Below are 26,590 nucleotides of genomic sequence, written 5' to 3' on the forward strand. Positions count from 1 at the left end.
GGCGGTCAGAACCTTGTGTCCCGGCTCTGCGGAGCAGCGCTACGCGCTGCACCGCGTCCGGGACACGAGACCTACGCCGTCGCAGCCTTGAGCAGCCGGTCCGCGGCGGCCCGCGCCTCGGCGGTGATCTCGGCGCCGGCGAGCATGCGGGCGATTTCCTCGCGGCGGTGGTCGGCGGCGAGCGCATTGACGCGGGTGGCGACGCGCTTGCCCTTGTCGAGGGCGTCCTTGGAGATCAGGAGATGCTGGTCCGCACGCGCCGCGACCTGCGGGGCGTGGGTCACGGCCATGACCTGGACCTTGCCGGCAAGCCGCGCCAGGCGCCCGCCGATGGCGTCCGCGACCGCGCCGCCCACGCCGGTGTCGATTTCGTCGAAGACGAGCGTCGGCGCCGAGCCGCGGTCGGACAGCACGACCTTCAGCGCCAGCAGGAAGCGCGAGAGCTCGCCGCCGGAGGCGACCTTCATCATCGGGCCCGGCTTGGTGCCCGGATTGGTCTGCACCCAGAACTCGACGCGGTCGAAGCCTTGCGGACCTGGCGCGGCCTCGTCGGTCGCAACCTGGGTCATGAACTTGGCGCGTTCGAGCTTGAGCGGCGCGAGCTCGGCGTTGACGGCCTTGTTGAGTTTCTCTGCCGATTTCTGCCGCGCCAGTGACAGCTTCTTGGCAGCAGCGGCATAGAGCGCGTCGGCCTCGATCGCGGCCTGCTCCAGCTTTTTCAAGCGCGAGGCGCCGGCATCGATCAGCACGACGTCGGCGGCGTATTGGGCGGCCAGCGCCGCCAGCAGGTCGACCGGGGTCGAATATTTGCGCGAGGCGGCGCGCAGCGCGAACAGCCGCTCCTCGATGCGTTCGAGCTCGGCCGGATCGAAATCGGTTGCGGCGAGCGCGGCCAGGAGATGCTGGTCGGCTTCCTCCAGCGCATTGATCGCGATGTCGATCGCCTTCACGGCAGGCTCGACCAGCGCCGGCGAATTGACGCCGCGGCGCTCCAGCCGGCGCACGGCGGCCGAAAGGGCCGCGACCGGCGAATGATTGCCGCCGACCGCCTCCTGCGCCTCGCGCAGATCGGAGGCGATCTTCTCGCCCTGCATCATGGTGGTGCGGCGCGAGGCGAGCGAGGTCTCCTCGCCTTCCTTCGGCGCGAGCTGCTTCAGCTCGTCGGAGGCATGGCGCAGATAGTCGGCCTCGCGCGCGGCGCGCTCCATGCCGAGGCGATGCTCTTCCAGGGCCGTGTTGGCGGTGCGGCGTGCGTCCCAGAGCGCCTCGACCGCGGCGACATCCTTCTCGATACCGGCGAAGGCGTCGAGCAGGCGGCGGTGGGTGGCAGCATCGACCAGCGCGCGCTCGTCGTGCTGGCCATGGATCTCGACCAGGGCGGCGCCGACCGCCTTCAGTGTCTGCACGCTGATCGACTGGTCGTTGATGAAGGCGCGGGTGCGGCCGTCGGCGAGCTGGACGCGGCGGAGAATCATCTCGCCGGTGTCCTCCAGGCCGTTCTCGGCGAGGATCTTCGCCGCAGGGTGATTCTTGGGGATATCGAAGACGGCAGTGACCTGCCCCTGCTCCGCGCCGTGGCGCACGAGGCCGGCGTCGCCGCGGCCGCCGAGCGCCAGCGCAAAGGCATCAAGCAGGATGGATTTGCCCGCACCGGTTTCGCCCGTCAAAACCGCAAGGCCGGTGGCGAATTCGATATCGAGCCGTTCGATCAGGACGATGTCACGGATCGACAGACGCGCCAGCATGGAACCAAATTTCCTAGCCGAGGCCCATCTTCTTGAAGGTCTTGCTGATCCAGGACCCCTGATTCTCGCTCGGCTCGAGACCACCGGATTTTACAAGATTATAGGCGTCCTTGTACCAGCGGCTGTCAGGAAAATTGTGGCCAAGCACGGCAGCCGCGGTCTGCGCCTCGCCGACGATGCCGATCGCCATATAGGCCTCGGTGAGCCGGAACAGCGCCTCCTCGACGTGGCGCGTGGTCTGGTACTGCGTGACGACGGTCTTGTAGCGGTTGATCGCCGCCGTGAAGTCGCGCTTCTGCGCGTAATAGCGGCCGACATTCATTTCCTTGCCGGCGAGCTGGTCGCGCGCACCTTCGATCTTGGCCTTGGCGGAGGTCGCGTATTCGGAGGTCGGATATTTGCGCACCACCTCTTCCAGGGAGGCGATCGCCTTCTCGGTGCGGCTCTGGTCGCGGCTGATGTCCGGGATCTGGTCGTAATGCGAGGCGGCGATCAGATATTGCGCATAGGCCGCGTCCGGACTGCCGGGATGCAGCGTGACATAGCGGGTGGCCGCGCCGATGCAGCCGTCATAGTCGCCGCCCTGGTAGGACGCATAGGCGGACATCAGCAGCGATTTGCGAGCCCAATCGGAATAAGGATGCTGGCGGTCGACCTCTTCGAACTTCTTGTTCGCCGCCTTCATGTCCTTCTTCTCGTTCATGAGGTACAGGCCCTCATTGTAGATCTTGTCGGCGGGCTCCTCGACGAAGGTGTCGTCCTTGGCGGTGAACTTGTCCCAGAGCGAACCGGTGCCGCAGCCGGCCAACGGCAGCGCGAGCATGATGAAGGTGACGGCCTGGAGCATCCCGCGGGCGAAAGGCGAGATCGAGAGGTATCCGCGCGTCATACGCTGTGCCGACATGAGTATTGCCCTGACGCCCTGTGATGCGGTGCCCGCCAGCCCGTGAACCCCGTCACGGGCGCGAAATGTAGCCGTGTCGCCTGCCATGCGACCACGCCGGTGTAACCGAAAAACGATCGTTAACCCACCGGATAGGCAGGCATTCCGCCCGGATTAAGGCGAAAACGCCGCAATGCTAGCCGATCATGGTTACCAGGAGTTTCCCGGGGGAAAGCCGCCGCACGCCTGCGGCGGCAAGGCTCTTAGAACAAGGCTCTTAGAACAAGGCTCTTAGAACAAGTCTCTCAGGACACGTCCGGGCCGTAGGCCGCGGCAACCCGGCCGCCGACGATGCCACGACCAACCTCGGCCACGGGACGGGAGCTGCGGCGGACGGCCTCGCCCTCGACCACCCGCCAGGCGGTACGGTCGGCAAGCAGCGCAGTCAGGACGGCGTGGTTGAGCTTGTGGCCGCCACGCACCGAGCGATAGGCGCCGAGCAGCGGCAGGCCGGCCAGCGCGAGGTCGCCGATCACGTCCAGCACCTTGTGGCGCGCACATTCGTCGGCGTAGCGCAGGCCCTCGGTGTTGAGCAGCCGCTCGTCGTCGAACACGACGGTGTTGTCGAAGGAGGCGCCGAGCGCGTAGCCAGCGCTCCAGAGCCGGGCGACGTCGCACATCTGACCAAACGTCCGGGCCCGGCCGACTTCGCGGCGGAAACGCTCCGCGCTGAGTTCGAAGGCGTAGCTCTGCTGACCGATGACGGGATTGGTGAAGTCGATCTCGACCTCGACGCGGAATCCGTTGGTATGGGGCCGGATCTCGCCGAAGGAGTCGCCGATCTTGACGGAGATCGGCTTCAAAACCTGGATGAACCGGCGCTGCGCCGGCTGGGTGACGATGCCGGCCTGGTCGATCGCCGCAACAAAGGCCGCGGCGCTACCGTCCATGATCGGTACTTCCGGACCGTCGATCTCGATGGTGGCGTTATCGACGCCCATGCCCCGCAGCGCAGCGAGCACGTGTTCGGCGGTGGAGACGAGCGGCCCGTTGCGATCGCCGAGAACGGTGGCGAGATCGGTTGCGATCACCTGATCGGCGGTCGCCTGAACTTCGCGGTCGCTTCCCTCAAGACCGGTGCGGACAAAAATAAAACCTGCATCGACAGGCGCAGGCCCCAGCGTGAGAGTGACCGGAAGACCGGAATGAACGCCGACGCCTGCCACAGTGGCTTGCGCACGAAGCGTTGTTTGCCGGCTAAATTTCATCAGGAACCGCCCCACTACGACTCATTGCGACTTATACTTGCCCGAACCAAGCGACCGTGGCCGCCCGTCCGAATCCGTATCCCCAAGTCACGCCAAACCATAGTCACTGCCTCAAACAGCGCCAACTCACGCTTTTTTACCGATTGTTACCCCAAACCTGCCGTATTCGCGCCAAGGCTTAACCAAATTGCGCCGAGTTTTGGGACCGTTACCGGCGGTTCTACTGAACCACCGAATACGTAATTAATCATTTAAAATCAGTTGTTTGCCCGCGCAATCCGGGCATGCAGGGGAGAAAAGGAAAGGTCCCGGCGAGCATCTCGCCGGGACCTTTTTGCGTCCGCCTTGTTGTAACAATCCTCACGTCGCCTGCCGCCGCAGGAAGGCCGGGATATCAAGATGGTCGTCGCCCTGTGGCGCCGGCGCAACAGGCGCCGGGCGGCCATGCATGTCCAGGCCCTGGGGCGCGGGACGACGGGCATACTCCGATACCGGCTCGCTGGCTGCGATCTGCTGAGCCACGGTCTTCTGCGGACGGCGATCGGGCAGCGGCGGCATCGCGGGACCCGCGGTGCGGGCGGCGACCGGCGGCTCGCTCTCCTCGTCGCGACGGCCGAGGCCGACATTGGCGAGGCGCTGCAGCAGCGACAGGCGGGTCTTCTGAGGGGTCTCTTCTTCCGCCTCACCGCGGGCCTGGCGAAGCTCGGCCTGGGCCGGCATCGGCAGCTCCTCGATTCGCGGCATGCGCGGTGCGCGGACCGGCGGACGCTCGGCCTGCGGCGGAATGAAGTTTTCCGGCATCATCGGCTCCTGCATCGCGACCGGGGCCATGTCGGGTTCCGGGAACAGGGTCGGCTTCTGCGCGATCGGACGCACGGTGACGTCACCGTAGGTCTGCGGCGCGGGCGCCTGCGGAACTTCCGAGACGGCAGCGGCGATGGCGGCGAGCGCGGCGCGCTCGACGTTCGGGCGCGGCGCGGCCGGCGCGGCAGCAACCGGAGCCGCGGCCGGGATCTGCGATTCCAGCTTCTGGGCGCGTTCGGCCAGGCGCTGGTTGTCGGCGCGCAGACGCGCGGTCAGGTCGGCGAGACGGCTCTCGGCAGCGGCGGCCGGAGCGGCGGGCGCCTGTTGCATCTGCTGCGGCGCAGCGTTCGCGACCGGAGCGGAGGTACCCTGGGCGTTGCGGGCGATCGCGGCCTGCTCGATGCCGGTGGCAACGACCGAGACGCGGATCAGGCCGTCGAGCGCTTCGTCGAAGGTGGCGCCGACGATGATGTTGGCGTCCTGGTCGACTTCCTCGCGGATGCGGGTCGCGGCTTCGTCCACCTCGAACAAGGTGAGGTCCTTGCCGCCGGTGATCGAGATGAGCAGGCCCTTGGCGCCCTTCATCGAGCTGTCGTCGATCAGCGGGTTGGCGATCGCGGCTTCCGCGGCGGTCAGCGCGCGCTTATCGCCCGAAGCTTCGCCGGTGCCCATCATCGCCTTGCCCATCTCACGCATCACGGCGCGGACGTCGGCGAAGTCGAGGTTGATCAGGCCTTCCTTGACCATCAGGTCGGTGATGCAGGCAACGCCGGAGTAGAGCACCTGGTCGGCCATCGCGAAGGCATCGGCGAAGGTGGTCTTCTCGTTGGCGACCCGGAACAGGTTCTGGTTCGGGATGATCAGGAGCGTGTCGACGACCTTGTGCAGCTCGTTGATGCCGGCTTCGGCGGTGCGCATGCGGCGGCCGCCTTCGAAGTGGAACGGCTTGGTGACGACGCCGACGGTGAGGATGCCCATGTCGCGCGCGGTCTTGGCGATGACGGGAGCAGCGCCGGTGCCGGTGCCGCCGCCCATGCCGGCCGTGACGAACACCATGTTGGCGCCCGAGAGATGATCGCGCAGCTCGTCGATGACTTCTTCCGCGGCGGCAGCGCCGACGTTCGGCTGCGAACCCGCGCCCAACCCTTGCGTGACCGCCGTGCCCATCTGCACGATGCGCTGCGCCTTCGACATCGTCAGCGCCTGCGCGTCGGTGTTGGCGACCACGAAGTCGACGCCCTGGAGGCCCGCCGTGATCATGTTGTTGACGGCGTTGCCGCCGGCCCCGCCGACGCCGAACACGGTGATGCGGGGCTTCAGTTCGTGAATATCAGGAACATTGATGCTGATGGTCATGGTTGCCTCTCGATCACGCGCGCGTGGGTTCGCCCCGGCCACCGGCCGCGGGAGTTGGTGAAAATGAGAAATTGCGGAAAGCGATCATCAGAAGCCCTCGCGTAGCCATCGTCCGACCTTTCCGAAATATCCGCCGGTCCCTGTCCTGACCTGCTGCCGCGTATGCCGCGGTTCGACATGTTCCTGGTGAACATATTGCGGGTAGACCAGAAGTCCGGCCGGCACCGCGAACGCGGCGTTCTTCGCCTCGTTGGGCAGCCGGCCAAAACCGAGCGGACGTCCGACCCGAACGGGCCGGCCGAGAATGCGTGTGCCGAGCTCGACGAGGCCGGTGAGCTGGGAGGCGCCGCCCGAGAGCACGACGCGGCCGTTCGGCTCTGAGGCGAAGGGCGAATCCTTCAGCTTGTCCCGAACCATTTCGAAGACTTCCTCGGCACGGTGCTTGACGATGTTGGCGATAGTGGCGCGAGAAACGATCTGCGGCAGATCCTGCTCGTCACCGGCTGTCGGTACAGACATCAGCTCACGCGAGTCCGATCCGCCGGTGATGACGGTCCCGTATAACGTCTTGATTCGCTCGGCATCGGCAATGGTCGCGGAGAGTCCGCGCGCGAGATCCATCGTGATGTGTTGCCCGCCGACCGCAAAACCGGCCGCGTGCACGAAACGGCCGCCGGCATAGACGGCCATCGTGGTGGTGCCCGCGCCCATCTCGACGACGGCAGCGCCGAGATCGGCCTCGTCGTCGGTCAGCACCGACAGGCCGGCCACATAGGGGCTTGCCGCCATGGCTTCGACATTGATGTGGCAGCGTTCCACCGCGAGCATCAGGTTCCGCGCCACGGTGGCGTCACAGGTGACGACGTTCATGTCGACGCCGAACTGGTGCGCGACCATGCCGCGGGGATCACGGATGCCCTTGACGCCGTCGAGCGTGTAGCCGACCGGCAGCGCGTGCAGCACGGTGCGGCCCTCGCCGGTGGCGTGGCGCATGCCGGTGGAGGTGACGCGGCTTACATCGGCCGGCGTCACGGCGCCGCCACGGATGTCGGCGGCGGCTTCGACCAATTGGCCGGAGACCCGGCCGCCGGACACCGACAGCAGCACGGAATCGACCCGCACCTTGGCCATCTTCTCCGCAAGCCCGACGGCCTGGCGCACCGCCTGCTCGCATTCGCCGAGATCGACCACCGCGCCGGCCTTCATGCCGCGCGACTGGATCTGGCTGTAACCGATCAGTTCCACCGCATGGGTGCGGCCGCGCAGCGCATCGCTCGGCGCCGACGGCTTCAGCCGGGCGATCATGCAGGCGATCTTGCTGGTGCCGATGTCGAGACAGGCGACCAGGCCGCCGCGCTTGTGCGGCATCTGGCGGGTCTTCGGCGTCTGGGTGCGATCAAGACCGGTCATGCAGCGTCCCCGGCCTTCTTTTTCTTCTTGTCCTTGAACTGATCTTCGCGCGCCTTGGCGGCGTCGTCGGACAGCTGCACCACCAGGCGGTCAGGCAGGCGCATGTCCACGGCGACGATGTCACGCGAGAACAGCCGGTCTTCCTTGTCGAGCCTGGACAGCATCGCCAGCGCGTTGCCGACGTCCTGCTCGGGCAGGCGGATGTCGAGGCCGTCCTTGAGCCTGAGGTTCCAGCGCCGCTCGCCGACATAGATCGCAGCCTTGGTCACCGCTTTGACCTGCGGATAGCGCGCCAGCAGCGCCAGGAAATCGCGCGCCTGCGTGTCGGCGCCCTTTCCGACCACGAGCGGCAGCGACAGGAACCGGCGCGAGACATAAGGCTCGAGCACGGCGCCGTCCTCGGCGATGACGGAGAGGCGGCCGCCCTCCTGCCACAGCGCGAAGGCCTGGCGCTCGGTGATGTCGATCATCAGCCGGCCCGGATAGAGCTTGAGCACGGTCGCGTCCGCGATCCAGGCATTGGCCTTGAGCTTCTCGCGCACCACGTCGGCGTCGAGGAACAGCAGCGAGGAGCGGCCGCTGACGCCGCCAATGGCGAGGATCTCGTCCTGGCTGAGCTGCTTGCGGCCGTTGATCACGACCGAGGTGATACGGAAGCCGGCGGAATTGGCCATCGCGTTGCGGGCATCGCTGACCGCCGTGATGAAATCCTGCAGATGGCCGCCCTTGACGATGCCGAAGCCGCAGCTTCCGATCAGCAGCAGCGCGGTCATGGCGATCCCGACCCGGCGCGGCGCATAGCGCTCGACCAGCGCGACGATGCGCGGCGGCGGCTCGCGCTCGATGACGGGCTTGGCTTTGGCCTTGATCTTGGCCTGGTCGGCAGCGCGCTTCTCGGCACGCTTGTCCTGGACCCACTCGCGCAGAAGCACGACCGCTCCGATAGCGGCCGCCTTCAGGTCAGCTTGGGGCCTCAGCGATCTCAGAAACGACCGGGTGAGGCTTCCTGCACCATCCATTGCACGAGCTCGTCAACAGTTTGCCCGCGACATCGCGCGGGTCCTGGCGAACATGACGTCTCGGACGTACCGGGCCGGGTCAGCAGACGAAGCCTCTCCCTTCAAAGCGTTCGCTGGAGGTGACATCACCGCAACAGCTCACGCGCCGGCAGCCAAAGCGCCATATGCGCCGCCAGCGTTAACCTTCGGATGTCCTGGTAAACAAAAGGTAAACTTCGTTAACGACTTGAGCTTTTTGCCCAGCCCTGTGAGGCATTTATGCCGCGATGTCCGGCATTTTACCGGTTTTGGGTTCCAAAACGGCCTGTTTCGGCCGTCCGGCCGTTAACCAGTTCTAATTATTTCCACGCGCCCCGCCCCGCGAGCTCGACCAGGCCGCGCAGGAAGTCGACGAACGCGATGCCCTCGGCCTTCAGCGCCTTGGGGTAGAGCGATGACTTGGTCAGCCCGGGCAGCGTGTTGGTTTCGAGATAGACGAGGCCCTTGGGCGAGACGATGAAGTCCGAGCGGGAATAGCCGGTACAGGACATCGCCCGGTGCGCCAGCATCGCCTGCTCCTTCAGCGCAGCGGTGATTTCGGGGGTGAAACGGCCCGGGCAGATCTCCTGGGTCGATTTCAGGAGATATTTTGCCGCGTAATCGAAATTGCCCTCGCCCGGAATGATCTCGATCGGCGGCAGCGAGATGATCGAACCGTCGGCGCGCTCCAGCACGCCGCAGGTCGCCTCGACGCCGGCGATGTAGGGCTCGATCACATATTCCTCGTGCTTGGCGGCATTGCGGACCGCGACGAGGTCCTGCCTGGCGTTGACGAAGATCAGGCCGTAGCTCGAGCCGTCGCGCGCGGGCTTGGCGATCAGCCTGCCATATTCGGCGAAGGCCTCGTCGATGTTCTCCAGCGCAACGTTTTCCGGCGGCGTCACGCCACCGAGCGCGGCGAAATGCTTGGCGGCGATCTTGTCGAAGGCGAGATGCGAGGAGGCCGAGCCCGAGCCGGTGAACGGCACGCCGCGCGCCTCGCACATCACCTGCAATTCGCCGTTCTCGGCGCGACCGCCATGCAGGCCGAGCACCAGCACGCGGCCTTCGGCCTTGGCCTGGTCGAGCGCCTGCGCCAGCGGAATGCCGCGCGTGCCGGGCTTGAACTCATCCTCGAACGGACGGGCATGTTCGAGCAGTTGCTTCGACTGCACCACATGCACCTTGTCCTGGACGTCCCACCACCAGAGATCGGCCTCGGGCAGTGCCTGGTGCAGCGCCTGGGCTGAGGCGACCGAAACCAGACGCTCGCGGTTGGAGCCGCCGAAGAGGATGGTGATGCGCATGTTCTCTCGTCCGTCACCTGTCTGTATTCGTCATTCCGGGGTGATGCGCAGCATCGAACCCGGAATCTCGAGATTCCGGGTTGCGCTGCGCGCCCCCGGAATGACACTCACGCGGAAACCCCGATCCGCTTGATTTCCCAGTGCAGCTCAATGCCGGAATGCGCCTTCACGCGTTCGCGCACGGTCTCGCCGAGCGTCTCGATGTCGTGCGCGGTGGCATCGCCCGTGTTGATCAGGAAATTGCAGTGCATCTCCGAGACCTGTGCGCCGCCGACGCGCAGGCCGCGGCAGCCGGCGGCGTCCACCAGCTTCCAGGCGGAATGGCCGGGCGGATTCTTGAAGGTCGAACCGCCGGTCTTTTCGCGGATCGGCTGCGCGGTCTCGCGGTGGGTCTGCACCTCCGCCATCCGCGCGCGGATCGCCTCAGCATCCCTGATCTCGCCGCGAAAGCGCGCGGAGGTGAAGATGATCGAGGGATCGACGCCGCTGTTGCGGTAGACGAATTTCATCTCGGCGTTGGTGAAGGTGTGCCTGGTGCCGTCGCGCCCGACGCCGCGCGCCTCGATCAGCACGTCCTTGGTCTCGCCGCCATTGGCGCCCGCGTTCATGCGCAGCGCGCCGCCGATGGTGCCGGGAATGCCGAAGTAGAATTCGAGGCCGCCGATGTTGGCGGAGGCAGCAACTTCCGCCACGCGCTTGTCGAGCGCGGCAGCCCCCGCGGTGACGACATCTCCGCTCGCAGTGGCTTCACCGAAAGCGCGCGGCGCAAGGCGGATCACCACGCCGGCGATGCCGCCGTCGCGCACGATCAGATTGGAGCCGACGCCGACGACATAGACCGGAATATCGCTGGCGAGATGCGCGAGAAAATGAGCGAGATCGTCCTCATCCGCCGGCGTGAACAGCACCTGCGCCGGACCGCCGACGCGAAACCAGGTCAGCTCGGCCAGCGACTGGTTCGCCAGCAGCCGGCCGCGCAAGTCTGGCATCGCGGCTTTGAGCGCGGACGTGATGTCGGGAAATCCCACCGCCCTACCCCAGCGCCTTCAATTCGCCGGGCAATGCGTACGCCCATTGCGTGATGTTGCCCGCGCCGAGGCACACGACGAGATCGCCCGACTTCGCCAGTCCCTTGACGATACCGGCAAGCTCCGAGGACTCCGGCAGCGGCACCACCTCACGATGGCCGTGCGCGCGCAGGCCCGCGACGAAATGATCGCGATCGATGCCCGCAATCGGCGCCTCGCCGGCGGCATAGACATCGGCGACGACCACCGCATCGGCATCGTTGAAGCAGCTGCAAAATTCCTCGAACAGCGATTGCAGGCGGGTGTAGCGATGCGGCTGCACCACGGCGATGATCTTGCCGTTGGTGGATTCCCGCGCCGCCTTCAGCACCGCCGCGATCTCGACGGGATGATGGCCGTAATCGTCGATCACGGTGACACCGTTCCACTCGCCGGTCTTGGTGAAGCGGCGCTTGACGCCGCCGAAGCCGGCAATCGCCTTGCGGATCGCATCGTCCGACACGCCGAGCTCGCGCGCGACCGCAATCGCAGCCGTCGCGTTGGAGGCGTTGTGGCGGCCCGGCATCGGCAGTGTGAGATCGGCGATCTCGTGCACGTCGCCTGTCTTGCGATCACGGAACGCAACCTTGAATTTCGATCCGCCGCCCATCGGCGTGAGGTCGAGCAGCCGCGCGTCGGCCTGCGAGCTCTCGCCGTAGGTAATGATGCGGCGATCCTCGATCTTGCCGACGAGGTTTTGCACCACGGGATGATCGATGCACATCACGGCAAAACCGTAGAACGGCAGGTTCTCGACGAAATGCCGGAACGCGTCCTGCACGGCGTCAAACGTCTTGAAATGATCGAGATGCTCGGGGTCGACATTGGTGATAATCGCGACATCGGTCGGCAGCTTCAGAAACGTGCCGTCGCTCTCGTCGGCCTCCACCACCATCCAGTCGCCGGCCCCTAACCGCGCGTTGGAGCCGTACGCGTTGATGATGCCGCCGTTGATCACGGTCGGATCGAGCCCGCCGGCATCGAGCAGCGTTGCGACCATCGTGGTGGTCGTGGTCTTGCCATGCGTGCCGGCAATCGCGACGCAGCTCTTCAGCCGCATCAGCTCGGCCAGCATCTCGGCACGGCGCACCACGGGAATGCGCCGCTCGCGCGCCGCCATCAGCTCCGGATTGTCGCGCTTGATCGCGGTGGAGACCACGACGACCTCGGCGCCGTCGACATTCTCCGCCTTGTGGCCGACCGACACCTTCGCGCCCTTCTTGCGCAGGCGGTCGAGATTGTAATTGTCGGAGGCGTCCGAGCCCTGCACGGCATAGCCGAGATTGACCAGCACCTCGGCGATGCCGCTCATGCCGATCCCGCCGATCCCGACGAAGTGGATGGGTCCGATCTCGCGCGGCAGTCTCATGCTCTGTTCCCTGACCTTGCCGCCGGAAAAGGCGGCATCTGGCGAAGGTCACGGCCAAATCGGCCGCGCCGTTATTACTGGATGCCCCGCTTTAGAAGGCGAAGACAAGGGCTTTTTCGCGTCAGATTCCAGCGACTTTGACCACCAGATCGGCCAGCCGCTCGGCGGCATCGAGCCGGCCGGCGCTGCGGGCGGCCTGCGCCATGGCCGCGAGGCGCGCGGGCTCGGCGGCGAAGGCGGAGATCTCGGACGCCAGACGATCGGAGGTAAACTCGGTCTGCGGGATGCGGATGGCGCCGTCGACCTTGGCCAGCACGCCGGCATTGGCGAACTGGTCCTGGTCGATCGAGCCGGGCAGCGGCACCAGGATCGAGGGCCGGCCGATCGCGGCGAGCTCGGCCACGGTGCCGGCGCCGGAGCGCGACACCACCAGGTGGTTCGAGGCAAGCCGCGCCGGCAGATCGGTGAAGAACGGCGCGAGCTCGGCATTGATCTTGAGCTTGTCGTAGACCGCGCGGACGCGGGTCATGTCCTCGTCGCGGACCTGCTGGGTGAGGATGAGCCGGCTCCACAGCGCGGGCTCGAGCCGCTCGATCGCGCCCGGCACGATGTCGGCCATGATGCGCGCGCCCTGGCTGCCGCCGACGACAAGCAGGCGCAGCGGGCCGTTCACCTCGGGTGCGGCATAGGACACGGCAGCCGCGGCGAGCACGGCCGGGCGCATCGGCGTACCGACGGTCGTCGTCTTGCCTGCCAGCGCCGGATCGCGGTCCAGCGCGCCCGGCAGCGATGTCGCGATGGCGCGGACGCGGCTCGACAGAAACCGGTTGGCGCGGCCGAGCACGGCATTGGCGTCGTGGATGATGCTGGGCACGCCGGCGAATTTTGCCGCGACCAGCGGCGGCAGCGTCGGGTAGCCGCCGAAGCCGACGACGGCCACCGGCCTCAAACGCTTGATCAGGCTGTAAGCAGACAACGTGCCGGTGGCGAGCGTGAGGCCGGCATAAGCAAGCTGGAACGGATTGCGCCCGCGCGCGGTCTCGCTCGCGACGACGTCGATCATGTCCTTGGTGAACAGCCCGCTATAGCGCAGCGCGCGCTCGTCCGTGACGAGGCGGACGCGAAAGCCGCGCCGGATCAGCTCGACGCCGAGCGCCTCGGCCGGAAACAGATGGCCGCCGGTACCGCCCGCGGCGAGAAGAATCAGGGGGGACGTGTCCATGGTGAGGGACTTTTACCGGGACTTTTCGGTCATTGCGAGACGTCTGCACGATGCTCGTGCCCCGGGCGCAGCGCAGCGCGCCGCCTTTCGGCGTGGTGCGCTGCTGAACCGGGGCCCATGGTGCGGCATTCCGGGTCCCGGATCTGCGGAGCGTCACTTCGTGCCGCACCGCGTCCGGGACACGAGACCTTCACGCGTAACTCCGCATCGCGTCGGCGTGGCCGCTGGCCTCGACCTCGGTGCGCGGGCGCAGGCGCGTCAGGGCCAGCATCATGCCGACGCCATAAGCGAGCGACACGATCGAGGAGCCGCCGTAGGAAATGAACGGCAGCGTCATGCCCTTGGCGGGGATGAGTTGCAGGTTCACCGACATGTTGATCGCCGCCTGCACGCCGAACAGGATCGCAAGACCGGACGCTGCAAAGCGCGAGAACATGTCCTCGTTGGCATAGGCGCGCGACAGCGTGCGGATGACGACGAAGGCGAACAGCGCCAGCATGGCGAGGCACAGGATGATGCCGAACTCTTCGGCGGCAACTGCGAATACGAAGTCGGTGTGGCTATCAGGCAGGCTGCGTTTGGCGATGCCCTCGCCCGGCCCGAGGCCGAACCAGCCGCCATTGTAGAAGGCCTCCATGGCGGTATCGACCTGGAAGGTGTCGCCCGAGGCCGGATTCATGAAGCGCTTGATGCGGCCGGCGACGTGCGGAACGAACAGATAGGCGCTGAACAGGCCGGCCGCGGCGGCGCCGGCGAGGCCGAACACCCAGATCATGCGCATGCCCGCGATGAAGAACAGCGAGCCCCACACCATCAGGATCAGCATGGTCTGGCCGAAGTCCGGCTCCATCACCAGCAGCGACACCAGCATCAACAGCAGCACCAGCGCCATCGAGGTCGCCGGCATCTCCGGCCGCTTGGTCGATTCCGCGAACAGCCAGGCGGCGATGACGACGAAGGACGGCTTTGCGATCTCGGAGGCCTGGATGTTGACGCCGAGCAGCGTGATCCAGCGCCGCGAGCCCTTCACCTCGGGGCCGATCGCGAGCGTCACCACGATCAGGATGATGCTGATGGTGAAGATGATCAGCGCGCTGCGGCGGATCGCGCGCGGCGACAGGAAGGACACCCCGAGCAGCACCAGGCAGGACGGCGCCAGGAACATCACGTGGCGGCTGAAGAAATGGAACGGATCGAGCCCGATGCGGGTCGCAACCGGCGGGCTCGCCGCCAGCGACAGGATCACGCCGGTCAGCATCAGCGCCAGGATCGCGCCCATCAGCGGCTTGTCGACGGTCCACCACCACTCGGAAAAGGGGGTGCGTTCTTCACGGGAGAGCATGGGCAGCCGCCTTCGGACAGAGGTCAGCCCATTGGTCGCCGAGGTTGGTTACCGGGGGGTTAAGGAAATGCGGATGTTTGGAATTGTAGGATGGGTAGAGCGAAGCGAAACCCATCAATCCGAGGGGCGCGATGGGTTTCGCTTCGCTCTACCCATCCTACGGGTCTCATCGCCTACTCGTAATTGATCGCGACATCTCCCGCGCGCTGATCGCGCTTGTCGACCTGGCCTGGCTCGGGAATGAAACCGATCCTGACCGCCCGTTCGCTACTCCAGGCGGCGACGACCTCGATATGCCCGCGCACGCTGAGAAAGGTCGGCGTGCTCTCGGGCGAGAACGTCCTGCCGCGCGCTATGATGCTGGCTTGCGTGCTGTCGGGCACCGACCCGCCGCACGACTTCCAGACCACAACGACCAATTGGCTACCGCTTGGCGAGGCGAACGCGCGCTGGCGAACGACACGGCATGCGCCGAATTCGTGCATGACGCTGTCAACGAGGACGACGCCGAGAAAACCTATTGGAACAGCAAGAGCGACGATAATTCCGATCCAGCGCCGCCGCGACATTACACGACCGGCTTCACACCCGGCAGCGCCTGCACTAGCTCGCGGAACCTGGTGCCGCGGATCTCGAAGTTGCGGTACTGGTCGAACGACGCGCAGGCTGGCGACAGCAGCACGACCGCGTCGGCGAGGCCGGATGCTTCCGCATCGCGCGCGGCGTGCTCGACGGCGACGTCGAGCGTCTGGCTGATCTCGTGCGCGACCTCGCTGCCAAGCGTGCCCGAAAATTCCTGCGCAGCCTCGCCGATCAGATAGGCCTTGCGGATGCGCGGGAAGAAACCGGTCAGGCTGGTGATGCCGCCCGCCTTGGGCTTGCCGCCGGCGATCCAGAAGATGTCTGAAAAGGACGACAGCGCATGCGCGGTAGCGTCCGCATTGGTGCCCTTGGAATCGTTGACGAACAGCACATTGCCGCGGCGGCCGACCTGCTCCATGCGATGCGCAAGGCCGGGAAAGCTGCGCAGGCCGTTCTGCAGCACGTCGAGGCTGATGCCCATCGCGAGCGCGGCAGCGGCCGCGCAGGCAGCGTTTTGTGCATTGTGCTGGCCACGCAGCGAACCGATGCCACCGAGCTTTGCGACTTCGCTGCGCGCACCGCCCGCGGTGCGCACGATGGTGCCGTGCTCGACGTGAATGCCGGAAGCCAGCGGATTCCTGACGGAGATGCGCACCACATTCTTGCCGGCGCGATCGAGCCGGTCGGCGATGTCGCGGCAGAAACCGTCATCGACACCGACGATCGAGGTGCCGCCGGCCTGCACGCCGGCGACGAGCCGCTCCTTCACCTCGGCGTAGTGCTCGATGGTGCCGTGACGATCGATATGGTCCTCGCTGACGTTGAGCAAGATGCCGACGGAGGGATCGAGCGAAGGCGTGAGGTCGATCTGGTAGGACGACATCTCGATGACGTGGACGCGGCCCATGCGCGGCGGCTCCAGCGACAGGATCGCGGTGCCGATATTGCCGCCCATCTGGGTGTCGTAGCCGGCGACCTTGGTCAGGTGCGCGATCAGCGCCGTCGTGGTCGACTTGCCATTGGTGCCGGTGATGGCGACGAACGGCGCGTTCGGCGCATGCCGCCGCCGCTCGCGGCAGAACAGCTCGATGTCGCCGATCACCTCGACGCCGGCCTCGCGCGCCTTCAGCACGCTCCAGTGCGGCACCGGATGGGTCAGCGGCACGCCGGGCGCGAGCACCAGCGCTGCGAAATTCGCCCAGGAGACGTTGCGCAGATCGGCGGTGATGAAACCGGCCTGCGCAGCCTTGGCGACGTTCTCGGCATTGTCGTCGGCCGCGATCACCTCGGCACCGCCAGCCTTCAGCGCGTGGCAGGAGGCGAGCCCCGAGCCGCCGAGCCCGAACACCGCGACCGTCTTGCCGGCGAAGGATGTGACGGGGATCATCGTGGTACCGTCAGCGCAGCTTCAGGGTGGAGAGACCGGCGAGCGCCAGCATCACCGAGATGATCCAGAACCGGATCACGATCTGCGGCTCGGTCCAGCCGAGCTGTTCGAAATGGTGATGGATCGGCGCCATCCGGAAGATGCGCTTGCCCGTCATCTTGAACGACACCACCTGCACGATGACGGAGACCGCCTCCAGCACGAACAGGCCGCCGATCACCGCGAGCACGATCTCGTGCTTCACCGCGACCGCGATGGCGCCGAGCATGCCGCCGAGCGCGAGCGAGCCGGTGTCGCCCATGAAGATCGAAGCTGGTGGGGCATTGAACCAGAGAAAACCGAGACCGGCGCCCAACAGCGCGCCGCAGAGCACGGCAAGTTCGCCGGTGCCGGCAACATATTTGATCTGGAGATAGTCGGCGAACACGGCGTTGCCGGCGAGATAGGCGATCATCGCAAAGCTCGCGGTCGCGATCATCACCGGCACGATAGCAAGGCCGTCGAGACCATCGGTGAGGTTCACCGCGTTGCCGGCGCCGACGATGACGAAGGCGCCGAAGACGACGAAGAACCAGCCGAAATGCAGCACCGTGTCCTTCAGGAACGGAATCGTCAGCGCGGTCGATGCGGGATCGCGGTTCAGCCGCACCAGCGCATAGCAGGCAACCAGCGCGATCGCCGCCTCGATCAGCAGGCGCAGCTTGCCGCCGAACCCGGTCGTGGTCTGCTTGGTCACCTTGAGGTAGTCGTCATAGAAGCCGACGAAGCCGAAACCGAGCGTCACGGCCAGCACGATCCAGACATAGGGATTGAGCGGATTGGCCCACAGCACGGTGCCGACGGTGAGGCCGGACAGGATCATCAGCCCGCCCATGGTGGGCGTGCCCTTCTTGCTGAGATGCGATTGCGGACCGTCGGTGCGGATCGGCTGGCCCTTGCCCTGGCGGATGCGCAGATGATCGATGATCCAGGGTCCGAACAGGAACACGAACAGCGCGCCGGTGACGATGGCGCCGCCGGTGCGGAAGGTGATGTAGCGGAAGACGTTCAGAACGGAGCGTACCGCACCGAAACCCGGAAATGTGTTGGAGAGCTCGATCAGCCAGTAAAACATTCAGTCGGTCCTATGGCGCCTTTCGCACGAGAGTGTGCTTCACGCGCATTCACTGGTCTTCATGAGGTCGGGCGACCTCAAAGCAACCGGGCGGCGGCGCGCCGCAAAGGGTGGGATTCGGGAACAGCGCCTTCCAAGCAGTTTACGCCTTTGCCTGCAAGGCGGCCACTAGGCCCGGCACAAACTTGTTGACCCAGAACATCTTCTTGCTGCCCTTGACAACCACGACATCGCCTGCCTTCAGCAGGTTCGCGACCTCGGCCGGCTTCAGCGTCGCGGGATCGTCGTGCCAGCCGAGCCCCTTGCCGGCCGGCAATACGTCGAACAGGTGGCGCATCAGCGGGCCGACGCAATAGACGCCGTCGATACCGTCGAGATGCTTGGCAAGGCCGGTGTGATAGCCCGGCGCGGCGTCGCCCAGTTCCAGCATGTCGCCGAGCACCGCAATGCGGCGGCCACCGGTCACGGGGCGCGCCTGCAGGCTCTGCAGCGCGGCAGCCACGCTGGCCGGGTTGCCGTTGAAGCTGTCGTCGATCACGGTGATGCCGCCGATCGCCTCCTCGACGCCGCGGCCGGTCATGATGCCGACGCGGTCGAGCTTGATCGCGAGCGTCGCCGCATCGAGGTTGGCGGCACGGATCGAGGCGAGCGCGGCCAGCGCATTCTGGACACGGTGCGGCGCGCCCGGTGTCAGGCTGAAGGCGATCTCCTTCTTGCCGATCATGGCCACGACCTGCCAGCTCTCGCCATGCGGCGCGTGCGCGACCTCGTGCACCTCGGCGTGCTCGCCGAAGCGCACCACCTTGCCTTTCCATTCGGACGCCTTGAGCCCGGCAGGCAGCACCAGCACGCCGTCCTCGGGCAGGCCGAGCGCGATCGAGACCTTTTCGCGGCGGATCGCTTCGAGCGAGCCGAGCTTTTCCAGATGCACCGGCTGGACGTTGACGACGAGCGCAACCGTCGGGCGCGTCAGCTCGCTGAGCCGCGCGATCTCGCCGGTCTGGTTCATGCCCATCTCGACGACCCAGAGGCTGGCATCGGGCCGCGCATTGCACAGCGTCAGCGGCACGCCCCAGAAATTGTTGAAGCTCGAGGGGCTGGCATAGGCGTCGGGGTAAGCGGCGAGGAATTCCTTGGTGCTGGTCTTGCCGGCGCTGCCGGTGAGCCCGATCACCGGGCCGTTGAAACGCGCGCGTGCGGCGCGCGCGAGGCCCCAGAGGCCGTCGATCAGCGTGTCCTTCACGATGATCTGGGGAACGCGGATGCCTGCGATCTCGTGCGGCACGATCATCGCGACCGCGCCGGAGGCTTCCGCCTTGTCCGCGAACTCCCAGCCGTCGCGCGCGCTGGCGAAGGCCGAGATGAAGCCGCCGCTCGGCGTGCCGCTCAACGCGACGAACAGGCTGCCCGGCTTCACCAGCCGGCTGTCCTGCGTGACGAAATCGATCGGCGTGTCCGGGAACGATCCGGCAGCGCCCAGCGCACGCGCGACTTCGGCAACCGTCCATATTGGCGCGCTCATGCTGTCCTCGACGCTAATGCGGCCGCGACCGCCTCGTGATCACTGAAGGGCAGCACCTGGCCGCCGACGATCTGCCCGGTCTCATGGCCCTTGCCGGCGATCAGCAGCGCATCGCCGTCCTGAAGCTCCTCGATCGCGACGCGGATCGCAGCGGCACGGTCGCCGATTTCGCGGGCGCCCTTGGCGGCGGCAAGGATCTCGGCGCGAATGGCTTCCGGCTTCTCGCTGCGCGGATTGTCGTCGGTGATGATGACGCCGTCGGCATTGTCGGCCGCGATCCCGCCCATGATCGGCCGCTTGCCGGCATCGCGATCGCCGCCGGCGCCGAACACGACGACCAGCCTGCGCCTGGCGTAGGGACGCAACGCCTGCAGCGCCTTGGCCAGCGCATCGGGCTTGTGCGCATAGTCCACGAAGATCGGCGCACCGTTGCGCTCGCCGACGCGCTCGAGCCGGCCCTTGGCGCCTTCGAGATGTTCGAGGCTCGCAAACACATTGGCGGCATCGCTGCCGGTGCCGATGGCGAGTCCGGCCGACACCAGCGCGTTCTCGATCTGGAATTCGCCGACCAGCGGCAGCCGGATCGCATATCGCTTGCCGTGATGCTCGACCGTGAGCTTTTGTGCAAAGCCCTCGACTTCAGCGTCGGCAAGACGAATGCCTTCACCACCGTCGCCGTTACGGCCAACCGCCATGACGCGCAGGCCGCGCGACTTGGCGGCCTCGATCGCTTCCGCCGAACAATCATGATCGGCCGAGATCACCGCCGCGCCACCGGGCGCGACCAGCTCGCGGAACAGCCGGAGTTTTGCCGCGAGGTAGTGCGCGACGGTCGGATGGTAATCCATGTGGTCGCGTGAGAGGTTTGTGAAGCCACCGGCGGAGACGCGCACGCCGTCGAGGCGATACTGGTCGAGCCCATGCGAGGACGCCTCGAACGCAAGATGCGTCACACCCTCGCGCGCGATCTCATCTAACTGCCGGTGCAGCGCGATCGGATCCGGCGTCGTCAACGAGCCATAGACCGTGCGCTTGGGCGAGACGAGACCGATGGTTCCGATGCTGGCGGAGGCATGGCCCAGCCGCTCCCAGATCTGGCGCGTGAACGCGGCGACCGAGGTCTTGCCGCTGGTGCCGGTCACTGCCGCAATCGTCGCCGGCTGCGCCGGGAAAAATCTTGCCGCGGCCAGCGCCAGCGCACGGCGCGGATTGGCCACGGTGACGAACGGCACCTTGCCGGCTGCCGGAACATGGTCGCCGACGACCGCCACCGCGCCTGCCGCGACGGCGGCATCGATGAAACGCGCGCCGTCGGTCTTGCTGCCCGCGAGTGCAAAGAAGAGCTCGCCCGGCTTGACCACGCGGCTGTCGAGCGCAACGCCACTCACCTCGAGCGCCGCGACGGCAGGCTCGAGTGCGGCGTCATTGCCTAAGAGGTCACGCAGCTTCATGGTCTTCCAGTCGCCGCACCGAAAAGCCGAATCTTGAGGAAAATCCCCGACTCAGCAGCTGTTACGGCCTACCCGATTGATTACTGGGTTGTCCTGGATGCTGCAAGAATAAGGCGGTCCGCGGGCGGCAGGTCGAAACGGGGCTCGACCCCGAGCAGCGGTGCGATACGGGCGATGACCTTGCCCCCCGTCGGCACAGCATTAAAGCCCGACGTGATGAAACCATACGTTTCCGGCAACGGTTGTGGCTCGTCCAGCATGACGAGAATCTGATATTTTGGATCGTCGGAGGGCATAATTGCGGTGAAGGAGTTGAGCACCCGCTTCTTGGCATAGCGGCCATTGATGACCTTCTCGGACGTGCCGGTCTTGCCGCCGACATAATAGCCCTTGACGTCGGCGGACTTGGCGGTTCCGATTTCGGCATTGAGCCGCATCAGATACCGCATCTTCTCACTGGTCTCCGGCTTAATCACGCGCTTGGCCATCGCCGCCGCTTCTTCTTCGCTGCGCTTGAGGAAGGTCGGAGGAATCAAATAGCCGCCGTTCATCAGGGCGTTGATGCCCATCACGGCCTGGAGAGGCGCGACCGACAGGCCCTGACCGAACGCGATGGTGACCGTGTTCAGCTCGCTCCAGCGCCGCGGCACCAGCGGCGCCGCGCTCTCCGGCAGCTCGGTGCGCAGTCGTGTCAATTGGCCCATCTTGGCGAGGAACGCCTTGTGCGCCTCGACGCCCTGGCTGAGCGCGATCCGTGCCGCGCCGATGTTGGACGAGTAGGTGAACACTTCCTTGGTGTTGATGAAACGTCCAAGCGAATGGCTGTCGTGAATGGTGAACTTGCCGTAGTGCAGGTTTCCGCGCGCATCCCACGACGAGTTCAGATTGATCTTGCCGGAATCGAGCGCCATCGCCAGCGTGAACGCCTTGAAGGTCGAGCCCATCTCGTAGACGCCAGTGGTCAGGCGGTTGATGCGATCGGGGTCGTGCGCTTCCTTCGGATTGTTGGGGTCGAAGTCCGGCAGGGAGACCATTGCCACGATCTCGCCGGTCTTGACGTTGGAGACGATGCCGGACGCCGCCTTGGCGTGGAACTTCTCCTTGGCCTTCAACAGCTCGTCGCGCAGCGCGTGCTCCACGCGCAGGTCGATCGAGAGCTCGATCGGCTTCTGCAACCGGTCGGTGGCAAAGCCGGCGCGGTGGAGATCGGCGAGGCCCTGGTTGTCGAGCCACTTCTCCATGCCGGCGATGCCCTGGTTGTCGATGTTGACGAGACCGATGAGGTGGGCGACCTCGTTGCCGGTCGGATAGACCCGCTTGTTCTCGCGCAGGAAGCCGATGCCGGGAATGCCGAGCTTGTGGATGTCCTGCTGCTGCTTCGCCGTGACCTCGCGCTTGAGCCAGACGAAACCCTTGCGGCCCGACAGGCGCTCGCGCACCTCGGCTTCGTCGAGATCGGGCACGGTCGCCGTCAGCAGCTCGATCGCCTCGTCCTTGTCGATGATGCGGCGCGGCTCGCCGAACAGGCTCGCGGCCTTGACGTCGGTCGCAAGGATCGCGCCGTTGCGGTCGACGATGTCGGGCCGCGCGGTCGCGACCACCTCCTGCGACGCCGCACGGCGCGCACTGTGGGCGTCGGCGCCGATCGCGAACATCACGAGCCGGCCGCCGATCAGGACGTAGACCGAGGTGAAGGCGAGCATGGCGAGGCCAACGCGCGCGCGGGCTTTCGCCTGGCGGTCGACATTGCGCCCGTAGAGCAGGCTGCGGATCAGCCGCTGCCGCCAGGGTTCGGTCGGCTTGGGTTTGGCCGGAGTCGCAGCGCTCATTGCTTGTCCCCGGGCTGAGGCACGGAGCCCGTTACGGTATCAGGGTCACTCGCGGCTTCGATGGTGTTGAGCATGGCGCCGATCGGATCGGGCTCGCCCGGCCTGAACATCCGCGGCGGACGCTCCGGCAGGTTCTTCAGCGAGTCATATTGCGTGCCGTTGACCGGCTTGAGCGGCAGATGGCGCTCGGACAGGCCCTGCAGGCGCAGGGGCGCATCGAGCTTGGCCCATTCCGAGCGCAGCGATGCGATCGCATCGCGCTGCTCGCGGATCTCTGCATGCAGCCGCAGCACCTTCTCGGTGCGCGCGGTCGAGTCCATCTTGATCCGGTAGACATAGGCCGCCGCAAAAATCAGCGCGCCGATGACGAGGAGGTGGATGAAGCGCATGTGCTAGCCGCCCCTCATCACGTCGGAAAGTTTTGGCCAGGACGACGCCTCGTCGTCGTGATGCGCCGGCGCCGAGGTGCGCTCGGCGGCGCGCAGCTTTGCGGAACGCGCGCGCGGATTATGCGCGACCTCCTCTTCGCCCGCGATCACGGGGCGGCGGGTCAGAAGCTGGAAGCTCGGCGCGGTCTGCGCCACCTCCGGCAGATGCCGCGAGCCGCCGCCGGTCTTGCTGCGCTCGGCGAGGAAATTCTTGACGATGCGGTCTTCCAGCGAATGGAACGAGACCACGACGAGACGGCCGCCGGGCTTGAGCACGCGCTCGGCCGCGGCGAGCGCGGTCTGCAGCTCTTCCAGCTCTTCGTTGACGAAGATGCGCAGCGCCTGGAACGTCCGCGTCGCCGGATGAATGTCGCCGGGCTTGGAACGGACCACCCTGCCGACAAGATCGGCGAGCGCGCGCGTGGTCGTGAACGGCGTCTCCTGCCGGTCCGCGACGATGGCGCGGGCGATGCGGCGCGACTGCCGCTCCTCGCCGAAGAGATAGATGATGTCGGCGAGATCGCCTTCGGAGGCGCGCGCGACGATGTCGGCGGCGGTCGGTCCGGTCTGCCCCATCCGCATGTCGAGCGGGCCGTCGAGACGGAACGAGAAGCCGCGCCCGGCCTGGTCGAGCTGCATCGAGGACACGCCGACATCCATCACGACGCCGTCGATCCCATCGACGCCTTGCGCCGCGCAGACCTCGGCGAGATTGGAGAAGCGGTCCTCGACCAGTGTCAGCCTACCGGCGGAACGCGCGACCAGCTCGGCGCCGCCGGCGATGGCGGTGCGGTCGCGATCAATGGCAATGAGCCGGGTTCCCGGCACGTCGAGAATGGCGCGGCTGTAGCCGCCGGCGCCAAAGGTAGCGTCGACATAAATACCGCCCTCGCGCGGAGCGAGGTGGTCGATGGCCTCGCGGCCGAGAACGGGGATGTGCGGAGCCGAACTCATGTGCCGCGCCTGCCGAACGCCCGTGCGAGATTGGGGGCGAGCAAGCCCATAACGCCTCGAATTGTTCCCCGTCGCGGCGGTTCCACGACTAAGCCCTTGTCCAGCATGGTTACCGAGCCCGGTCGTCCCGGGCCGCCAACCCAGTGTTCCCAGTGGAATTTGTCGGGCAGCCATGGGATTTCGAGCCAAAATACGCTTTGGCCGCCTCCGGACGCGGGTCGGCTCTTCATCCCTCAGTAACGGCCCTTAGCGTTAAGAAAGCGTTGATCGGCGCGTTACAAGTCGAAAAGGTGACAGGCCGGTGATGCCTCATCCACACACCCGGTCCAAAATGCATCCGTTAACCGAGACGTGCAATTGCGCACGCCGGAGGGTAAAGGAATAGTAAAGAGAAGGGCTTGATCCACTCTTCGTCCGACTCGAGCTGTTAATGTCGTCCGGTTCGCCCACGCCGCCAGGTTCTGATTCGAAGCGTCAACGTGTTCTCCCGGTTCCCAAGGCCGCGGCGAGCATGCGGACGTTCGACCCGGATTCGTCGATCGTCTCCGACATCATTCCCTCTCCGAACCATGGCGAGCGCAACAGGGGACGGCAGCCCGACATGATCGTGCTGCACTACACCGGCATGCCCGACGTCGAGGGCGCGCTGGCGCGGCTGTGCACGGCGGGCACGGAAGTCTCGGCCCATTATGTCGTGCTGGAGGATGGCCGCATCGTGCAATGCGTGCCGGAGGCGCGGCGCGCCTGGCACGCCGGCGTCTCGTCCTGGGCCGGCGAGGACGACATCAACTCCTGCTCGATCGGCATCGAGATCATCAACCGCGGTCACGACTGGGGCTATCCGGAATATCCGCTGCGCCAGATCGCCGCCGTGATCGCGCTGTGCCGCGGCATCATGCTCCGCCGCAAGGTCGCGCCGCAGCGGGTGCTCGGCCATTCCGACGTTGCGCCCGCGCGCAAGAAGGACCCCGGCGAAAAGTTTCCGTGGCACTCGCTGGCCAATTCCGGCGTGGGTCACTGGGTGACACCCGCGCCCGTCGTGCGTGGCGAGACCCTGATGCTCGGCACCATCAGCGACGCGGTGCTGAGCCTGCAGCAGGCACTCGCGAAATACGGCTATGGCGTGCCGCTGACCGGCAAATACGACGCCGCGACGATGGAAGTCGTCACCGCCTTCCAGCGCCATTTCCGCCCGGCGCGGCTCGATGGTGTCGCGGATCACTCGACGCTGACGACGTTGCAGGCGCTGCTGGCGAGCCTCCCGGCGGACGAGACCACGGTCGCGTCCAAGTGATGCCTTCGCGCCTGCTTCCATAGAACATCCTCCGCTCTTCGCTTGAATGTGATCACGCGACCGTCGCTGCAATTGCAGGGGTCAGGCTATTCTCCGGCGATCGCGCGCGAGCTGGACAAACGAAGCCATGCAGATGGATCGCAAGCCACTGATTGACCGGCTCGCCGCCTTTCCACGCCTGGGCCTGGCCGATCTTCCCACGCCACTCGAGCCGATGAAGCGGCTGACAGCCCATCTCGGCGGGCCGCGGCTGTGGATCAAGCGCGACGACGCGACCGGGCTCGGCTTCGGCGGCAACAAGCTGCGCAAGCTCGACTACGTCCTGCACGATGCCGTTTCAAATGGCGCCGACACCATCGTCTCGGGCGGCGTCGTACAATCGAACAGCCAGCGGCAGGTCGCGGCGGTTGCCGCCAAGCTTGGCCTCCCCTGTCATCTGGCCGTCTATCACGGCCGGCTCGCGCCACCGACGCCGGAATACGAGACCTCGGGCAACGCCTTTCTCAATCGGCTGTTCGGCGCGCAGTTGCATGACGTGCCGTGGACCGGCGATCGCAATGCGGCCATCCGCGCGCTCGTCGACGATCTCCGGGCGCAGGGACGCAAGCCGTATTTCGTGCCGTACGGAGTTTCGAATGCGCTGGGCGCGGTCGCCTACGCCACGACGATCTGCGAAATCGAGCAGCAGGCGGCGCGGTCGGGCTTCAAGCCGGCCGCCATCGTGCATTGCACCGGAAGTGCCGGCACGCAGGCCGGTCTCGTCATTGGCACGGCCGCAGCCATGCCGGACACGAAAATCGTCGGTATCGATATCGATGCGGAGCCCGCGCGGGTGCGCTCCGATGTGGTCGCCCTTGCACGGCAAGCGGCGGATCTGCTCGGCGTGGACTTCGACGAGGCCATGGTGGAAGTGGTCGCCGGCCATGCCGGACCGGCCTATGGTGTGCCGCACCAGGCCACGATCGAAGCGATCCGGCTTGCGGGGCAGACCGAGGCGCTTGTGCTCGACCCCGTCTATTCGGGCAAGGGGCTCGCCGGCCTGATTGCGATGATCCGCCAGGGGCGATGGCACAACGACGAGGACGTCATCTTCCTGCACACCGGCGGCGCTCCCGCGCTGTTCGCCTACCAGAGCGCGCTCGGTATCTAGAGCATGATCCGGAAAAGTGTGCAGCGGTTTTCCGGAAAGATCATGCTCAAATAACAACCTGAAGCGCGA

At 66.2% G+C, this 26,590-nt stretch carries 21 protein-coding genes; 2 read left to right on the forward strand and 19 right to left on the reverse strand.

The features are described 5' to 3' along the window. Nucleotides 1–71: 71 nt before the first annotated feature. From recN to rsmH, 19 genes are all read right to left on the reverse strand, one after another. Nucleotides 72–1,745 (reverse strand): DNA repair protein RecN, encoded by a 1,674-nt coding sequence (gene recN, locus VGR99_RS31140; protein WP_326903769.1) that lies wholly within the window; start codon nucleotides 1,743–1,745, stop codon nucleotides 72–74. Between the two features lie 13 nt (nucleotides 1,746–1,758). Continuing rightward, the gene (locus VGR99_RS31145; RefSeq protein ID WP_326903770.1) at nucleotides 1,759–2,649 is read right to left on the reverse strand and encodes an outer membrane protein assembly factor BamD; all 891 of its coding nucleotides are present in this window, start codon (nucleotides 2,647–2,649) and stop codon (nucleotides 1,759–1,761) included. Between the two features lie 284 nt (nucleotides 2,650–2,933). Then, nucleotides 2,934–3,896 (reverse strand): UDP-3-O-acyl-N-acetylglucosamine deacetylase, encoded by a 963-nt coding sequence (lpxC, locus tag VGR99_RS31150; protein ID WP_326903771.1) that lies wholly within the window; start codon nucleotides 3,894–3,896, stop codon nucleotides 2,934–2,936. Nucleotides 3,897–4,256: 360 nt separating this feature from the next. Next, complete coding sequence (gene ftsZ / locus VGR99_RS31155; RefSeq protein ID WP_326903772.1) at nucleotides 4,257–6,056, reverse strand: cell division protein FtsZ; 1,800 nt, start codon at nucleotides 6,054–6,056, stop codon at nucleotides 4,257–4,259. 87 nt (nucleotides 6,057–6,143) lie between these two features. Beyond that, entirely contained in the window at nucleotides 6,144–7,466 is a 1,323-nt protein-coding gene (gene ftsA / locus VGR99_RS31160; protein WP_326903773.1) for a cell division protein FtsA, read from the reverse strand. Then, nucleotides 7,463–8,485, reverse strand: coding sequence for a cell division protein FtsQ/DivIB (locus tag VGR99_RS31165; protein ID WP_326903774.1), 1,023 nt, complete (start codon nucleotides 8,483–8,485; stop codon nucleotides 7,463–7,465). The genes ftsA and VGR99_RS31165 overlap by 4 nt, the downstream gene beginning before the upstream one ends. 338 nt (nucleotides 8,486–8,823) lie before the next feature. Beyond that, on the reverse strand, nucleotides 8,824–9,810 hold the full coding sequence (locus VGR99_RS31170; RefSeq protein WP_326903775.1) for a D-alanine--D-alanine ligase: 987 nt from the start codon (nucleotides 9,808–9,810) through the stop codon (nucleotides 8,824–8,826). A gap of 107 nt (nucleotides 9,811–9,917) precedes the next feature. Further along, nucleotides 9,918–10,838 (reverse strand): UDP-N-acetylmuramate dehydrogenase, encoded by a 921-nt coding sequence (gene murB, locus VGR99_RS31175; protein ID WP_326903776.1) that lies wholly within the window; start codon nucleotides 10,836–10,838, stop codon nucleotides 9,918–9,920. 4 nt (nucleotides 10,839–10,842) lie between these two features. Beyond that, a complete protein-coding gene (murC, locus tag VGR99_RS31180) occupies nucleotides 10,843–12,246 on the reverse strand; it encodes a UDP-N-acetylmuramate--L-alanine ligase (RefSeq protein ID WP_326903777.1) in 1,404 nt (467 codons plus the stop codon). A gap of 121 nt (nucleotides 12,247–12,367) precedes the next feature. Next, a complete protein-coding gene (gene murG / locus VGR99_RS31185; RefSeq protein ID WP_326903778.1) occupies nucleotides 12,368–13,468 on the reverse strand; it encodes an undecaprenyldiphospho-muramoylpentapeptide beta-N-acetylglucosaminyltransferase in 1,101 nt (366 codons plus the stop codon). Between the two features lie 190 nt (nucleotides 13,469–13,658). Continuing rightward, entirely contained in the window at nucleotides 13,659–14,810 is a 1,152-nt protein-coding gene (gene ftsW, locus VGR99_RS31190) for a putative lipid II flippase FtsW (RefSeq protein WP_326903779.1), read from the reverse strand. Nucleotides 14,811–14,983: 173 nt separating this feature from the next. Then, on the reverse strand, nucleotides 14,984–15,379 hold the full coding sequence (locus tag VGR99_RS31195) for a hypothetical protein (protein WP_326903780.1): 396 nt from the start codon (nucleotides 15,377–15,379) through the stop codon (nucleotides 14,984–14,986). Next, nucleotides 15,379–16,779: a UDP-N-acetylmuramoyl-L-alanine--D-glutamate ligase gene (gene murD / locus VGR99_RS31200; protein WP_326903781.1), complete on the reverse strand. Its 1,401-nt coding sequence runs from the start codon at nucleotides 16,777–16,779 to the stop codon at nucleotides 15,379–15,381. Before murD ends, VGR99_RS31195 begins: the two co-directional genes overlap by 1 nt. Nucleotides 16,780–16,789: 10 nt before the next feature. Next, nucleotides 16,790–17,893 carry a phospho-N-acetylmuramoyl-pentapeptide-transferase gene (gene mraY, locus VGR99_RS31205; protein WP_326903782.1) on the reverse strand — a complete coding sequence of 368 codons (1,104 nt, stop codon included), beginning with the start codon at nucleotides 17,891–17,893 and terminating at the stop codon, nucleotides 16,790–16,792. A 142-nt stretch (nucleotides 17,894–18,035) separates the two neighbouring features. Continuing rightward, nucleotides 18,036–19,415, reverse strand: a complete 1,380-nt coding sequence (locus tag VGR99_RS31210; protein WP_326903783.1) for a UDP-N-acetylmuramoyl-tripeptide--D-alanyl-D-alanine ligase — start codon at nucleotides 19,413–19,415, stop codon at nucleotides 18,036–18,038. Next, on the reverse strand, nucleotides 19,412–20,866 hold the full coding sequence (locus VGR99_RS31215; RefSeq protein ID WP_326903784.1) for a UDP-N-acetylmuramoyl-L-alanyl-D-glutamate--2,6-diaminopimelate ligase: 1,455 nt from the start codon (nucleotides 20,864–20,866) through the stop codon (nucleotides 19,412–19,414). Before VGR99_RS31215 ends, VGR99_RS31210 begins: the two co-directional genes overlap by 4 nt. Nucleotides 20,867–20,946: 80 nt before the next feature. Further along, a complete protein-coding gene (locus VGR99_RS31220) occupies nucleotides 20,947–22,695 on the reverse strand; it encodes a penicillin-binding protein 2 (protein ID WP_326903785.1) in 1,749 nt (582 codons plus the stop codon). Continuing rightward, nucleotides 22,692–23,084: a cell division protein FtsL gene (ftsL, locus tag VGR99_RS31225; protein WP_326903786.1), complete on the reverse strand. Its 393-nt coding sequence runs from the start codon at nucleotides 23,082–23,084 to the stop codon at nucleotides 22,692–22,694. Before ftsL ends, VGR99_RS31220 begins: the two co-directional genes overlap by 4 nt. 3 nt (nucleotides 23,085–23,087) lie before the next feature. Continuing rightward, entirely contained in the window at nucleotides 23,088–24,077 is a 990-nt protein-coding gene (gene rsmH / locus VGR99_RS31230) for a 16S rRNA (cytosine(1402)-N(4))-methyltransferase RsmH (protein ID WP_326903787.1), read from the reverse strand. Between the two features lie 511 nt (nucleotides 24,078–24,588). Here rsmH and VGR99_RS31235 point away from each other — a divergent pair. Both VGR99_RS31235 and VGR99_RS31240 read left to right on the forward strand, forming a co-directional pair. Then, nucleotides 24,589–25,371 (forward strand): N-acetylmuramoyl-L-alanine amidase, encoded by a 783-nt coding sequence (locus VGR99_RS31235; protein WP_326903788.1) that lies wholly within the window; start codon nucleotides 24,589–24,591, stop codon nucleotides 25,369–25,371. Between the two features lie 133 nt (nucleotides 25,372–25,504). Continuing rightward, nucleotides 25,505–26,521 carry a D-cysteine desulfhydrase family protein gene (locus VGR99_RS31240; protein WP_326903789.1) on the forward strand — a complete coding sequence of 339 codons (1,017 nt, stop codon included), beginning with the start codon at nucleotides 25,505–25,507 and terminating at the stop codon, nucleotides 26,519–26,521. Nucleotides 26,522–26,590: the final 69 nt, after the last annotated feature.

Origin of the sequence: Bradyrhizobium sp., assembly GCF_035935975.1 — a bacterium.
GTDB lineage: Bacteria > Pseudomonadota > Alphaproteobacteria > Rhizobiales > Xanthobacteraceae > Bradyrhizobium.